The 14,348-nt window shown below is 62.8% G+C and carries 14 protein-coding genes; 10 read left to right on the top strand and 4 right to left on the bottom strand.

Annotation, left to right across the window (positions count from 1 at the left end; translation table 11 throughout):
- Nucleotides 1–1,192 precede the first annotated feature (1,192 nt).
- Both L1080_RS33505 and L1080_RS33510 read right to left on the bottom strand, forming a co-directional pair.
- Nucleotides 1,193–1,534 (bottom strand): histone-like nucleoid-structuring protein Lsr2, encoded by a 342-nt coding sequence (locus L1080_RS33505; protein WP_250775454.1) that lies wholly within the window; start codon nt 1,532–1,534, stop codon nt 1,193–1,195.
- A 389-nt stretch (nt 1,535–1,923) separates the two neighbouring features.
- Complete coding sequence (locus L1080_RS33510) at nt 1,924–3,372, bottom strand: hypothetical protein (protein ID WP_250775452.1); 1,449 nt, start codon at nt 3,370–3,372, stop codon at nt 1,924–1,926.
- Between the two features lie 116 nt (nt 3,373–3,488).
- On the opposite strand from L1080_RS33510, the gene L1080_RS33515 reads away from it, so the two are divergent.
- The 8 genes from L1080_RS33515 to L1080_RS33550 all read left to right on the top strand — a co-directional run bounded on the left by L1080_RS33515 (nt 3,489) and on the right by L1080_RS33550 (nt 11,108).
- Nucleotides 3,489–4,043, top strand: coding sequence for a hypothetical protein (locus L1080_RS33515; RefSeq protein WP_250775449.1), 555 nt, complete (start codon nt 3,489–3,491; stop codon nt 4,041–4,043).
- Nucleotides 4,044–4,747: 704 nt separating this feature from the next.
- Nucleotides 4,748–5,197, top strand: coding sequence for a hypothetical protein (locus tag L1080_RS33520; RefSeq protein WP_250775448.1), 450 nt, complete (start codon nt 4,748–4,750; stop codon nt 5,195–5,197).
- 393 nt (nt 5,198–5,590) lie between these two features.
- The gene (locus tag L1080_RS33525) at nt 5,591–5,767 is read left to right on the top strand and encodes a zinc-ribbon domain-containing protein (protein WP_250775447.1); all 177 of its coding nucleotides are present in this window, start codon (nt 5,591–5,593) and stop codon (nt 5,765–5,767) included.
- Nucleotides 5,768–5,908: 141 nt separating this feature from the next.
- Complete coding sequence (locus L1080_RS33530) at nt 5,909–6,841, top strand: hypothetical protein (protein ID WP_250775446.1); 933 nt, start codon at nt 5,909–5,911, stop codon at nt 6,839–6,841.
- A 1,258-nt stretch (nt 6,842–8,099) separates the two neighbouring features.
- A complete protein-coding gene (locus L1080_RS33535; protein WP_250775755.1) occupies nt 8,100–8,483 on the top strand; it encodes a hypothetical protein in 384 nt (127 codons plus the stop codon).
- A 778-nt stretch (nt 8,484–9,261) separates the two neighbouring features.
- Nucleotides 9,262–9,492: a hypothetical protein gene (locus tag L1080_RS33540; protein ID WP_250775431.1), complete on the top strand. Its 231-nt coding sequence runs from the start codon at nt 9,262–9,264 to the stop codon at nt 9,490–9,492.
- Between the two features lie 149 nt (nt 9,493–9,641).
- Nucleotides 9,642–10,067 carry a hypothetical protein gene (locus tag L1080_RS33545; protein WP_250775445.1) on the top strand — a complete coding sequence of 142 codons (426 nt, stop codon included), beginning with the start codon at nt 9,642–9,644 and terminating at the stop codon, nt 10,065–10,067.
- A gap of 615 nt (nt 10,068–10,682) precedes the next feature.
- Nucleotides 10,683–11,108 (top strand): inorganic pyrophosphatase, encoded by a 426-nt coding sequence (locus L1080_RS33550; protein WP_250775444.1) that lies wholly within the window; start codon nt 10,683–10,685, stop codon nt 11,106–11,108.
- Nucleotides 11,109–11,113: 5 nt separating this feature from the next.
- Here L1080_RS33550 and L1080_RS33555 read toward each other — a convergent pair whose 3' ends face one another.
- Nucleotides 11,114–11,722 (bottom strand): hypothetical protein, encoded by a 609-nt coding sequence (locus tag L1080_RS33555; RefSeq protein ID WP_250775443.1) that lies wholly within the window; start codon nt 11,720–11,722, stop codon nt 11,114–11,116.
- A gap of 56 nt (nt 11,723–11,778) precedes the next feature.
- Here L1080_RS33555 and L1080_RS33560 point away from each other — a divergent pair, with 56 nt between their 5' ends.
- Together L1080_RS33560 and L1080_RS33565 are read left to right on the top strand one after the other, a co-directional pair.
- The gene (locus L1080_RS33560; protein WP_250775442.1) at nt 11,779–12,513 is read left to right on the top strand and encodes a class I SAM-dependent methyltransferase; all 735 of its coding nucleotides are present in this window, start codon (nt 11,779–11,781) and stop codon (nt 12,511–12,513) included.
- Between the two features lie 45 nt (nt 12,514–12,558).
- Nucleotides 12,559–13,497 carry a phosphotransferase family protein gene (locus tag L1080_RS33565; protein WP_250775441.1) on the top strand — a complete coding sequence of 313 codons (939 nt, stop codon included), beginning with the start codon at nt 12,559–12,561 and terminating at the stop codon, nt 13,495–13,497.
- 114 nt (nt 13,498–13,611) lie between these two features.
- Here L1080_RS33565 and L1080_RS33570 read toward each other — a convergent pair whose 3' ends face one another.
- Complete coding sequence (locus L1080_RS33570; protein WP_250775439.1) at nt 13,612–14,328, bottom strand: hypothetical protein; 717 nt, start codon at nt 14,326–14,328, stop codon at nt 13,612–13,614.
- Between the last annotated feature and the right edge of the window lie 20 nt (nt 14,329–14,348).

Below are 14,348 nucleotides of genomic sequence, written 5' to 3' on the forward strand. Positions count from 1 at the left end.
ACACTGACCAGACCGGTGATTTTGCCGGTCCTGATCCGCGGAGATTCCTCGGATCGGATGTGCGGCGGCCTGTTTCAGTTGCAGAGCGGTTTGTTGGGGTGATTCTCCCGCCGCTTCCTTCCCTCCGCGGCGACCGAATCTCACCGTTTGGCTGGTAGATGGGGGTCGTACAGCTGGAGGGGAGTTTCGACTCCTAGTGACGCGCATCGCAGCCACGACGTCTCCGAGGAATTCAATGTCGAGGAAGGCTGGCCAGAGCTGTTCGCGCCGTTTGACACGATTCAGCGCCGCGCTGTGGTGCAGTCTTGGCGAGAGTGTGGCACGAGGGCTTGACCCCGGATCGTAGGGCCGTGGAGGATCTGACTGATCGTGCTCGCGGGCGAGTGACTATGCGGAGTATCGGCGGCGCTCTCACGAACGGTGAGATGGTGATCGACCGGACTTACGACGGCAATCACCGCGGGTCTTTGCAGTCATCCTTAAACTCGTGGATCCGAAAGTGGCTGGCAGGCCACGGCGCGGCGTTTGGTGAGTAGCCGGTCCCAGATCTCATCAGGCAGATTGGCGGAGCGCTGTGTCCTAGTCTTCGTGATGAATCAGGGGCGTGGATGCCACCGAGGTTATGCGTGGCCGCCGTCGCACCGCGGCGGAGTGCTTTTCGTCAGATGCGGACGACGCAGATCCTCGGGGAGCTGTCGATCCCTGGCACCCGCTGGATCGCGAGCCTGGGTGCAAATCAGCGCCTAGCATTGCTCGACATCGCCGCCTGACCGGCGAAGGCTGGAATATCAGCGGCCGCGGGACCGTTGAGCACGCGGTTCGATCCAATGCCCCGGTACCACATCAGAATCGTCGCTTCGAGCGACCTCTTGCCCACTGCCGGGCACCGTCACCCTGACCGGGTCAGACTTACAGGGCGTAGCGTGGCCCGAGCAGAGAAGCCGCTGACACCTGGTGTCGCGGCTTCCCCGTCAGAGGCCCTTGAAGCGCCTGAGTTGGAACATGATCCCTCATGTTTTCGCTCCGGCCGATCCGCGACTGCCCGAGTCTTCACGTCGACACGACGTGTCGAGCGAGACCATCGGGGGTACTGCGTCGATCAGGCGTGCCCGGCATTCCGGAGTATCGGTCGTGTTCAGGCCGCGCACGGTTCAGCACGGAGCCGGCGCGGCCGCCTAGTGTTGCAAGGGGGTCAGTGCGCTGCGTCGAACGCTTCCTGGACGTCGGCGGGGATCCGGCCGCGTGCAGATACTTCGTAGCCACTCGCGGCCGCCCACTCCCGCACCTCCCGGGCCCGCGACCGGGACCGCGCCGAGCCGGCCTTTGCGGTCGGACGGCGCTTCTGGCTCCCGACCTTGGTGGCATGTTCGATGTAGAAGTCCATCGTCTTGAGGAATTCTCGGGCGTTCTTCGTCTTGAGGTCGATCTCGTAGTCGACACCGTTCACCGAGAACGTGATGTGCTCGCCCTCGCCGGCCTCGATGAGAGTGCCGTCGAGGTCGTCGACCAGCTCCACGACCATTTTCCGCGCCACCTGCGAACTCCTTCCGCTCCGGTTACAGCCAGGCAGACACTACTGCCCGGGCGACGGAACGCCACCCGCTTCATTGTCGCAGGAAGTCAAGCACCCCGCGCCGCCGCGGACCCCTGTCATACCGGACAAATCGTGCGCTAATCATGACGGTACATACCCAATACACTGGAGGAACTTCGGAATTGGAGCGGCTGGCGTAAAGGCCATTCCTTCTAACCGGGTGACAAACCTGTTTACAGGTGCCGGTCCAGTGGTGCTATCCATGACGAGCGAACGCCAGATTATCGCCCGGAGGGGTGTGTGTTGGGTGCCGTGGCTCTTCATCGCTCGTGCCAGCTCTCCACCGAGGGTGGACGCCGTCGTGTTCACCGATGGCCTAGCGGCGCGGCTCACGACGCGGTATTCGACTGGCGGTGCAGGGTGTCCCTGCCCAGCCATTCGACCATGCACGCGTCGATGGGGTCTCGGTGTCGTTTGGTGCTCAGTTCGCTGATGTGAGGCTCGATGACGTCCTCGAATCCGGCGCCGAGGATGAGCTCGGCCGCCTCTCTCGCGAGCCGGAAGGAGCGGTCCCATCGTGGACCCTTGCGGTCGTCGTGCCCTGGACCGACCGATTCACAGTCGATGGTGTGAACCTGCACGTGTTCGGAGACCTCGGATAGCGCCCTCACTTGCTGCTCGACTTCGATGCGGCCATGCCTGATCGCAGCTTCTTGCGTCCCGTTCAGCCCCCTCCCTTTCACCAAGTCGTTGACGAGTTTTGGCTTCTCGCGGAGCCATACAACGTGCAGAGGGCCGCTCTGAGGAGTGGTGTGCGCTGGATCCGCAGGCAGCGTCGGTAGAAATCTTCCAGGAGCGACGTCGGTGCCCCTGTGCGCCCATACGTAGCGTGGCCAGGGCTTCCGTAGGTGCTCGGCGTGGAGTCGCGAACGGTAGTCGTTCAGCTCGTCACTGGTCGGGATCTCGTCGTTGACCCGGTATCCCTGGGCGATCTTGCGAGTGGTGAAGAAGCCGTAGCCGAGCATTCGGGCGATGAGTGCGGCGACATCGGCAGGCCACGGCCCGTCGGTCAACGACACCACCGCAACTGCAGGGACATGCTTGTAGGGCCACTGACGATCAGGGCTGCGCTCGGCGATCGTGTGGCGTACCGAGTACCGCAGCCGGTGAGTTTGAGGTTCGGCATCATTTTTCCGCTCGTCGCGCGAGTCCGCGGCGCTGCGCCATTGCGTAGGAGCGGTGGGGGCATACACCGCGCCGTACCTGTCCAACACCGGGTGCAGTTCACGTTCGAGTTCTGCGCGCTCGGTCTTGAGGGAGGCATCGCTGTGGTTGGCATAGACCCGTCGGAAATCGAGATAGTCGGCCACATGGAACTCCAGACCATCAGGGCCCTCGATGGCTGGCTGGACCGCGACTGCCCAGTTCTGAGTGGCGGTGGTTGCGGCGACGATCGCCCCGGTTGCTTCGGTGGTATCCGAGTTCCGTACCGACGTCTCGAGGTCGCGTAGCTCGCTGCGAAGCTCGAAGACCCTTCGGTGGAGCCACACCTCGTGCGCGAGCGCCTCGTCGGCGTCGGGTACGGCTCCCAGCATTCGGGCGAAGAAGAGCTCGTCGACGTCGCCGTGATGTGCCGCCGAGGACGTCCACTTGTTGCTCAGGCGGGGCAGATCGGCAAGTTTGGGTCTGCCATGACCGCGTCGCCAGTCGATGATCGTCTTGGCTGTCACCTGTTCGTCGTTGAAGAGTTCGGCGAGCTCACGCGGTGTCGATGCCCTCATGTCCCCTGAGATGAAATCTCTGAATCGCTGCCATGCCGGATCGGCTATGTTCGCCATCTGCGCAGTATGCCATTAATGGATAGCTTATTGGGCTGGAACGGCGGCGGTTTCGCGCTTACGTTGTTTTGAGTAGGTCACCAAGCCGGGGTACCTGCCCTATCGAGAGGTACATCATGTCCACGCGCACCCGTACCGCCACCATCGCAGCCGTTGTCGCGACCCTCACCGTTCTCGGGACTGCCGTCGGCGCTCCCATCGCCGGGGCGGCTCCCGTCGCTCACACAGCCCCCGTCGCCGCGCAGGGCCCCGGAGGGGCGATCATCAAGTCCCTCCAGAACGTCAAGTGGTTGAAGGAGATCAAGAACGCCGCCAAGGATTACGTCATCATGGAGGTCGTTGAGAAGGCCATCGAGCTCCTTCTCCCGAAGGGCGGTTCGAGTACCGTGATCCCGACCGTGTCGCCCGCAAGCATCAACAGCCCCGACTCCCTCGTCGCACGCAGCTCCAATCCTGCAGGGATCGCCCCTCGCGTCAGCTACGTGAAGTCGGACGACCCCCGCGGACTTTTCTACAGCACGCTCCGGGGCGGCCCCGTCAACGGGAGTGGCAACAGCTACAAGGTCGGGATCCAGTCGGTGAAGTTCACTCCGGGAACGTCGTCGACACCGCCCTCGATCACGATCTCGAATTCTGCCGTCACCAACAAGATCTTCGTACTCGGGATCTAGTCGCACCACCCACAGAGGCCCGCACCTGCTTGGTACGGGCCTCTCTACGTGTCGATCGACGAGCTTGGTCCAACGAACGCTAGAGCGTTGTCAGAGGCAAGATGAGGCAGGGCTTTGGCTGGGGACGGGACCTAGAACATGGCTCGGTGGTTTCACCCTGTTGATCGGGCGAATCTGAGCGCACCGGAGTCCTCGGGTTCGTCGCGGGCTACGTTTTCCGCGTCCCCTTTCGGAGGGTGCAGCTACCGTCCCGGCATTGCGATCGACCAGGAACTACCCTTCCCCGAGCGACCCAAGGCTGCTGCTACCGGCCACACCGCATCAGCTGGCCCGCTTCCTGCACGATCACCCGACTGCGCCGGCCACCCGACGACGTCGGGTCAGCGTGATCAACACCGTCCACCGTGGGCAGGGACACCTCGCACCTGGCACTGATGAAGCGATCAGTCGTTCCCTCAAACGAGAGCTTCTCGTGTGCAACGAGTGTCAGCTATCGTCGCCGAGCGACTCGCGCAGATTCCTGTCACCGGGTCGCCGGCAGGATTATTCGGCCGGCGCGATGCCGTCATCCTCTGCCCCTGGCTTCGCAACCGGGATGCCACTGCAACAGGCGATCGCAGTGCATCCCTACTGCTGAGCATTGCCGGTGACCGAATCGACCTCTCCAAATCATCCGAGATACCCATCGTGGCGGTCAAACGACAGTGGACCGAGATCCTGGGATTTCTGCTCAGAACCACAGCACCCGCCCAGCCCCTGGGCACTTCGAAGCCGATCGCGACCTCACCGGCTTCGAGTCCGCGGATCGCGCCGATGGCAGACCGCTGCTGACCTCGATTAACCACTGGGGTTATTCTCCGCTCGCTCTAACGCCGTCGACCGCACCTGTCGTCGCGGCAATAACCCACGCCCGCCTGTCCGGCAAAGCTCCTGCACAAACTTTTTCACCACGGTCGCAGCCGGAATCGGTGCCTGACATGTGCTTTGGTCGATGGGATATTGTCCACGATCCGCACTATTACGAACCGGGGATTACGGCCCGCCGCAGCGTCCATCAGGGCTTGAGCGACGTCATCGACCTCCTAATTAACGTCGAAGACTGCGCTGTCCAACTGTTGGCGGAGCTGGATGGAATCCTCGATGAGGCTTTCTGAGTGCCAGCCGCTGCTCAGCCCGGTCCATATCCTGTTGTCGATGGCCGCAGGAAGCCCCGACTCGAACGGACGATCCGCATGGAGATCAATGAACGGTTCTACGACGAGAGTGCCTTTCTGCCGATCGGATCGCCAATGCCGGAACCGAACACCACGGGGGGACTACTCAACCGACTGAAACTGGGCAGTGCTGATCACGTATCGCAATCCATCGGTATCGCCGAGTGGCTCCGCAGTCACACGCCATCGGCCAGCCTCGTCCGCAGCCTTCGTCGTCGCGGTTTCGGCGACCTCGTGGACGTGAGGAAGGACCCGCAACCATGCGAAGAACGCGACAGCAATGAGTAGTAGAACAGAGAGTATTGATACCGCTGTTGAACCTTGAGGGGGCGTGTGCGTTTCAAAGAAGAGCATCCAGAGCTGTTTCGCCAACTACATCCGACCCGCAATACCGGGGTCGATCTTGATGCGATCACGAACTCTTCCCACGAGATGCTGTGGTGGCGATGCCCCGTGGGTCATGAGTGGCGAGATTCACCGTTGCAACGGCGATCGCCCGCCAGGTGGTAGAACGGGGATCTCACCGCATGCCTGTACTGCGTAGCGCCTGGCTGCGTGGTTTACAGTTGCGGCCACCGCAGCCTCCGGCCCAGCGAATCCACCTTTCGAGTGCTCACCCACCCGTGCGACAAGTGCGAGATCACAGAGCACATGCGCCTGATCCTCGACGCGCATGAAGACTCGGCCGCCGCCGCGGTCCGCATCCTCGATGACAGCCCCCACTACACCCTGTTCTGCAGCAAGGCGGCCGACACAGTCGAGTGGTGGGACGAGATCTTCCCGCTGGTGGAGGCCTACTTCGTGCGGATGGTCAGCCTGTACGTCGCTATTGAGACCGTCGAACATCGACCCATATTGAGTTATCCGACATCGAGTCTGCTCGGGGCGTGCATGCTGCGCGTCCTCGACGCGCTGCCGCGGAGTTGCCGAGAAGAGATGCACTCGGCTGTGCCGGAAGATGCCGGACACTTTCGCGACCGGTTTCTTCCCGGCTCGCATGCCAGCGAGATGGGATGGGCGCTGAAGAAGCTCGGCTTCGACATCCTCGACGCACCCCTACAGGACGATCTCGAGCGGCGCGTGCAATTCTGCGAGCAGCAACGCTTCACCGCGACCGGTGAGCTGCCTCCGGCCAACCTCGCAGACAGGCACTACCCGAACTTCACCCACATCCCCCGGAACCGGAAGAGCGCGGCGTTGTCCGAGCTGCAACGATTCCGCCCGAAGCAGCTCCCAACGCGGATCTCGGCCGTACGGGTGACGCTCGGCGAATCCTCACCCGCCGACCTCGACGACCCGCTCGGCCGAACACATGTCGGTTACGCCCCGGATCTCACGCCGCAAGAACTGTGGGAGCGCGGCCGTGGGATCTGGAAGTTCCGTGCCGATCACGTCGCTGCATCAACGATCATGCTTCTAGTGCACGACAAGACAGTTGTGCTGGTTGCATCGGTTACCGGACTGACCCTGCACCGCGGCGGCCTGGCCATTCTCGGCGAGCCACTTACCGATCACCCGCTCGTCGGTAGGCCTGACCCGTTGCATACACCGAATCCCCTCGCTTATGGCGTCATCAACCCTTGATCGGGCCCCAGCGAGTAGTTGGACCAGATGTGCAGTCGAGTCCTGAAGCGTCCAGCCCACTTCTGAAACTGAAACCCCCAAAGTCTGGTACTGCGCGGCTGCACCTTTGGCCATCGTCATTGGTCATCCAGGCCCGGACGACCGGCATCGGTCGTTACGCGAGGTATGGGTCGGGTGCGCCACAACAGCCATGCAGAGGCCGTCAACACAGCGAGACCGAGAACTGCGGTCGCAGTCGCCGACCAATCCACAATCACTGCAGAAGTCCGACCACCGGTCGCGAACGTAACCTGACACCTCGCTGCGACGATCGGCAACCATGCCCGTGTCGCGTTGGAGAAATAGGTGACGAAATCAGAGCTGGCAAGGATGCCGGTCGGAACAATGCGGCCGCGGCATAGTTCGGATGGTGCGTGGTGGATGAACGCGGTCATGTAAAGAGCCGCACCCGTCACTGCACCGAACATCAGAATCCGCCGCATGGATTCAACGGTATCGCGTTTCTAAGTCAAGCCCCGAGTGCACGCCGCGCCCCACCGGGTTCCCACCTCGGTGTTCGAAGGATCGGGATGTGGGGGCTCTCGACCTCTCCGTCGATCGTCGTCATTGCCGCATCCGGCGGCGAGGGCGGTCAAGGTGGCGCCTGCGATGCGGGTTGCGCGGGCGTGTGTTCTGGCAGCTGTACTCAGTTTTCAGTTGAGGTCGTAAACGGAAGAGCAGATCAAGTTTGACTTCGGAATGAACCCCATCGAGTTCTTCCAACAGCGGCAGGCAGATCTACACAGCAATCCACCGGCCCCGTTGCGACCGGATGCCATCGAGCAGAGATGCAAGCCATCGCACGTCGCCAACTCTGGCTTGCCGGCGGCCCGTAGATGGATCGCTCTCCACTCGAGTCGAATTACGTGTCGGAAGGCGGGCCAAGCCCGAAACTCTCCGCAACGGCTAGCGGATCCGCGGGGCAGCCCCGACGACACATCGTGCTCGGCGACGCCTGGATCTCCCAGCGCGGACCAGGAATCCGTAGGACTTAAGTTCCGGTCCACCACCCCGAAACGCAGTCGGATACCGGGTTGACATCGACCTGGCGGCGATTTACAGCGAGCCCACCCACCGGCTCACGAGGTCACCTGAGCGGGCCCCGCTGCGGCGCACACTGGCGATGACGTTCCAGCGGACCCGGCAGCAACCGAAAGTTAAGGTGTTGTCCGTGTGTCGCGGTCGGGCGGTTGTGGCGCTCAGGCGGCACCCTTGCGGGGTGAAGGGGGTGGTAGTCGTGGTCGTGCGCATTTTCGGGGTGTCGGTGCTAGTTGCGGTCGCCGCCCTGGTGGCCGCCTTCCTCTATGGCGGGCCGCGGGCGTTGTTCCTCGCCGCCGTCCTCGCCGACCTCGAGGTCTCCCTGTCCTTCGGCAACGCCGTCATCAAGGCGGCACTCATGCTCAACAAGTCCAAAGCGTGGATCTCGTACTGCCGATCCCTGCTCAAACTCGCCCCCCGAGCTGCAAACCGCACTCCGCTACGGCGAACTCGCCGTCCGCACCGCCCGCTCTCTCGCACAGGTGCCGCCCGAGGCCCAGGTCCAAACCTGGGCCGCCGAACAACAGCGGAAACACAAGAACCCCGATCCGGATCCCACACCTGAATCCGAAAATCGGCTGCCGACAGGATCTCCCGTCACCGCCGCGAAGGTCACGCGCACCTTCCGCCGCCTGGAGGTCGACCTGACCACGCTCGCCAGGCCCTGGTCGACTACCTCGACGCCGACGGACTACGAACACTCATACACGCACTCACGGTTCGATATTGCCCTCAGTACCGAACTCCCTGTCGTGGGAAGCGTGGATCTGGTTGCTATCCAACAACTCCTATGGCACTGGACGGTCGCGTCGACGAGATCGGTGACGACGAGAAGTATCTCGTCGAGATGTGGCCGACGTCAGAGGTGGCCGCAAGCACGGTGCACCAGTTCAAGTCTGGAAGGTGACGACCTGCATCGAGTGGACGGGTGATCGTCAAGGCATTGGGCCGTCACTGCCGGTAGTTTTTCCGTCGGAGCTAGCGGTGTCCCGTGCGCCGGTCGTCATCCGCTTGTGGAGCCTTTCGTGCGCCGGTGCGCGGTCGACCGGACTGTCCCGCTGGTGGGTCGGCGATACCTCGACTGTCGCTCATCGACCCGATGTGTGCTTGATCTGTCTCGGAGGTTCAGCCTCTGTTGTAGGCCACATCTGGATGAGATAGTCCTCGACGGGATCGCCTTCGAGGTAACTGTCGAAGTGGACGTTCTTTCCGCGAGCGAAGATCCGAATACGGTACTGTCTTCGCCCCGGTGGCGTCAGGCCTCGGAGGCTGGGCGCGTTCTCACCTTCAGCTCGTGGTTCGATGTCCCAGAATGACACGACGTTGAGGCCTTGGTCAGTGTTGTGGACGAGGTCACCTTCGACGGAGTCTTCCCACTCACTGTCGTCGTATTCAGGAGGTTAGTCGTGCAACTCGACAGTGACGTTGACCGGGCCGGATCGGATTCCGACGTTCACTCGGAGGATGTCGCCGGCGAACAGTGCGAGCGGGAAAAGAGGATCGTGTCCGTGGATCAGCTCTCGCGGTGGTCCGGCTTCGATCGTGAACTGGTGGTAGTCGGTTTGGACTACTGACTGATACCGACCAATTGCCAAGGTTTCTCCTACGGTTCGACGAAAGTGGAGCATTGCCAGGATAGGCAGGATGTACCGGTCACCAGGAATGATCGACAACGGCTGAGGGATCGGCAATCGGAAAATGAGAGGCAGCGATATGGTTCGGTGTGCCCGAAATCGCCAGCCGGAGCCGGACCCAACCGCCGCCGCCTCGCATCGTCTACGAAGCCCTCACTAAGCCCGACCGCGACCCGACTCGTCCGTGGCTGATCCTGCACAACGACGAACAACGTCCCTCGATCCCAGAAGCTGCCGATCCGAACCTCGTCGTATGGACATCGATCTGGCTGTGGCGACCGGATGCACGGATCCGCTTCGGCATCATTGGCCCACCACACGGCAGCACCACTTTGTCCTGGACGTTGATCGTCGACGAACTGGTGCCGGATGGGGAAACAATCGTCCGCATGCGCAACGAATCAACGAACTCATCAACGCGAACCTGCGCTTCACGTTCGGTCAATAGCCACCCGATCAAGGATCCCTCATCGACACCCGTCGAACGGTCACCATTCCGGCATCGCACGCCATAGTCGCGCCAGTCGTACGTGGTCATGACCACCCCGACGGCTGCGCCAAACAGAGCGCCGGCTGGTGCGATCAACCACCACAGCAGATCGGTGTCGGACATCGTTATCCGTGTCAGTGACGGCAGTCGGTCGCCGAAATGCTCGATCGCAGTGCCGTACGGAACAGCCACTATGGTGAGCGCTGCGATAACACCTGCGCCGAATCCGAGCGCCATCAAGAGCGCAATCAGCGGGCGTCGGGGGCCAAGTCCATCGCGCACCAGGACCATCGAGAACCGGCTAGTCCGTAGCCGACAGCAGCGAGAACTATTGCCCCTAACACAATCAGTGCGGCGGCCATCCATGGCCACGTCGGCACCCAGGATGGGGACGGTGGTTCGTCCGAGAATCTGGCGATCGCACGTATCGGGCCCGGCGGCCCGAAGGTCGGCGGCCCGATCCACCTCCACGCCAACGACGCGAGCACTCCCAGGAGGGCGCCATAGATCGCCAACGCCGGAATCAAACTAGAGCTACCGGCAGAACGGCGACGTGCAGTCTCTTCGGTAGTTCACCAGACCGAGGCTCGCGCCTGTACCCGTTCGCCGATGCTTAACCGGACAGATCGGAGCCTCGTAGATGGCACAGACTGTGTTGATGCAGATGTCGTTCTTCGATGCCCTCGACAGTCTCGTCTCCTCGGCCGAGACGCGGATAAATCGACCGAAAGGAACTGCCCACCCGAGGTATCCCTCCGTGATTTACCCGCTGGACTATGGCTATCTGATTGGCACCACAGCAGTCGACGGCGAAGGCGTCGACCTGTTCCGTGGTACCGACTCGACCACCGGTATCACCGCGGTCGCGCTCACCGTTGACGTCATGAAACGCGACGTTGAGGTCAAAACACTGGTGAACTGCACGCCCACCGAGATCGACCGAGTCGCCGAGTTCCTCACCGGCAGTCTTCGTCTCGGTGCCACGATCGTCCACCGGTCGTTCCCGCCGATCAGGGCTCAGCCGAGCACCCCTGAGCGGCTCGAATCGGTGTCCGTCGATGTGTGAGTGCATCAAAGTGCGGGCAGCTCGTCGATCAACCTATCCAGCAGTTCTGTGTCGTGGCGGTCCGGGCGTGGTGGCGTCAGCTTCGCGATGTCGACCTCAGTCGGGAAACCGTGGAGGACGCGGCCCGGGTCGAGTCGATCCAGGGCGCCGTACCATTCGGCCAGCGGTTCGGCGAGAGCGGCGTGTAGGTCGAAATGACGGCGTCGTCGAGTGGGGTCCGCTGCTCGTTGCCGCACTAGCTGCTGCGGATCGGGGATCGACAACAGCACCACATCGGCGAAACCGAGCCGCTGCCGTGCGAACATGCGCCGGACCGCGGCGAGTTCGTGCTCGAATCGGGTGACCGGTGCCGCGCCCACTGCGGCCAGGCACCAGCTGTAATGCAGTTTCAGCGGGTCGCTGTCGCACACCGCGATACCCGTGGCGTTCTCCGATTCCAGCGCCTGTGTCCACCGCTGGGCGTTGGCCTGCGCCCAATAGGTTGCCTGCTCGACCGGATCGGACCCATCCGGTTCCTGGCCTGTCGGGCTGTATTCGGCGACGAACGGTCCACCGGTGGCCCGGCACCACGTGGTTTTACCGGCGGCGCTGGGCCCTTCGGCGACGATATCCACCCCGATGAAGCTTCCCGTGACTAAGCAATTTTTCGGACGAAGTATCGTTCCTCAGCATGGATTCTTGGGCGGCGTACGACGCGATGGGACAGGATTTCGCAGATCATGCAGCTGGTGGGGCGGCCAACGCGCACTATGACCGGCCCGCGATGCTCGCCGCGCTAGGGACGGTCGCGGACCAAGACGTTTTGGATGCGGCGTGCGGCCCAGGTTTCTACCTCCAGGAGTTGATCGAGGGCGGCGCTCGGGTGCGGGGATTCGATGGCAGCGAGGAAATGATCCGACTCGCCCGGCAACGCGTGGGTGAGGGTGTAGAGATCCGGCAGGCAAGCCTCGACCAGCCGTTGCCGTATCACGACGGATCCTTCGACCGCGTCCTGTGTGCCTTGGCGATTCACTACGCTGCTGATCGTCGCGCCACATTCCGTGAGTTCTTTCGAATGCTGCGGCCGGGTGGTCGATGTGTGATCTCGACGCAGCACGCCACGACCGATTGGCTCCGTAAGGGCGGTTCGTATTTCGATGTGGTGCTCGAAACAGACATCTGGCGCGTCGGTGGGGGCGAGCAGGAGGTTCAGTATTGGCGTGAACCGCTCAGCGAATTATGCGCGGCCGCCACGGATGCCGGCTTCGTGATCCGCCAGGTTATCGAGCCTCGTCCCGCGGAGAGTATGCGTCAGGCGTGGCCGGAGGATTACGCGCAGCTGATGCAGCGTCCCGGATTTTTGATGCTCGATCTTCTCCGGCTGCCTGAGGTGGGCACACCAAGGGATGCGGGTATGCGCTCCTGAGGGTGAAGTCGGCAGACAGCACGCAACCCTGGAGAAGATAGCCCAATGAACCGCCCCTCCCACGACGAAGCGACTCGGATCCTGTACCGCTGGACCGGCGGCGCGGACCCTCGACTGCTGGGTCAGGGGATGGAGGGAGTCGTGTACGAGATCGATCACGACCGAGTCGCGAAGATTTGGTTCGGCGAGTCGGAGGCGTCCCTGCAGCGGGATCGGGTCTTCTACAACACGTTGGCCGGCAAGTCCTTCCAGTTTTCGATCCCGCGAATCCACGAGGTTCACGTCGTCGAGGGACTCTGCGTCACGATCGAGCAGCGGCTGGCCGGCACGAACATCACCAACCACCTCGAGGCCGGTCGGACCAGCCTCGACGAGGCCCGGTCCACGTGTGTCGACGTGCTGGCCGAGCTGGCGGGAAGCGGGCCGCTGCCCGAGGGGCGACTTCTGTCAGTGATGGACGAGGACATCTCGCTCTACGACGCGGCCGAGGACTTCCCGGAGGCTCTCGGGGCCTTGGCCGAGCGTCGCCTCGCCCGATTCCGGCAGGTTCTCGACCCTGCCGTCGAGGAACTCGACAAGAAGATCGACGCGCTGCGCGGGCGGCTGCGCGAGATCGACAGTGGACAACGCTCCCTCATCCACGGCGACCTGATCCCGGACAACATCCTGGTGAACGACAACGGAGCCGCGAGCGCAGTCCTCGACTGGGGCTTCTTCACCACGGAAGGCGACCCGGTCTTCGACGCGGCCGTGGCCGCCTCGATCTTCGACATGTACAGCGAATCCGCCCTGGACACCGAACTCGGCCTCTACACGCAAATCGAGGAGCGCCTGGGCTACCAGCGTGAGGCACTTCTGGTCTACCGCGCGGCGTACTCGCTGATCACCGCGAACGTGTACGACGCCGGCGGCAGGGACGGGCACTTCGCCTGGTGTGTTGCTTCCCTGAACCGCCCGGACGTCGTACAGGCAGTCCTGCGCTGAGCCGAAGTCGCAGGCTGGGACTCGACGGTTGTGAGGTCCCGGTTAGGAACGCCCATCGGCACCGGATGACGATCGGCAATCGGAGGCGGGTCGGGCCGTGACCGCTGCACAGTCCTAAAGATGGGTGACTTTGACTTTTCTCAGGAGCCGCTTGAGTACCCATGCGTCCTTCCGTCCGAAAGCGGACTTATCGAAGACGCGGGCCTGCACCATGTCGAAAACGTCCCGAGGAACTAGCACCTGGTGCGTGACCGCCCCTCGAATGGCAGCCAAGACGGCATCATGCGGTCGGTCGTCCTCGACGGCGAACCTCACGTCATCGAGCGTGTCGGCGGCTAGAACAGGCCTCAACCCGGAAAGCACACGACGCGCAAAGAGGTGCATGTCATCGCTGCCCGCTGCGGTAAGGGTGACCGTCGCCACGGAGCCTAGGACTGCGTTCGCCCGGGCGAGTTCAGGCAGCCGCCGTTCCCAGTCGGGAGCAGACATGAGGTCCGCGCCGGCGAGCACGCCTACGGCGCCGAGATCGTGAACGTACTTGGTCCACCCCGGCGGTGGCACCACAACTCCCTCAAAGAGCAGATCGTGGCCGTCCTCGATCCGGAACGTGCGCCCGTCCGTCGAGCGCATCGGCAGGATCCCCGTCGTCAACGCGTGACGGTCACCTTTGAATACAGCACTGGGGTCACGCCATCCGCGTTCCGTCAACGTGCGCAACAACGGCGTGCGCATGGCCGGCGTGACGTTGTAGCTGAGGGCGACCATCGGAGTGATGCCTTGCTCCGTATCCGCATGAAACAGGGCGGCCGCATTCACTTCGAACTCCCCCATGCAGAGCCACCTTTCCACAG

The sequence above is a fragment of the Rhodococcus sp. MSC1_016 genome, assembly GCF_023667485.2.
Taxonomy (GTDB): Bacteria; Actinomycetota; Actinomycetes; order Mycobacteriales; family Mycobacteriaceae; genus Rhodococcus_F; species Rhodococcus_F oxybenzonivorans.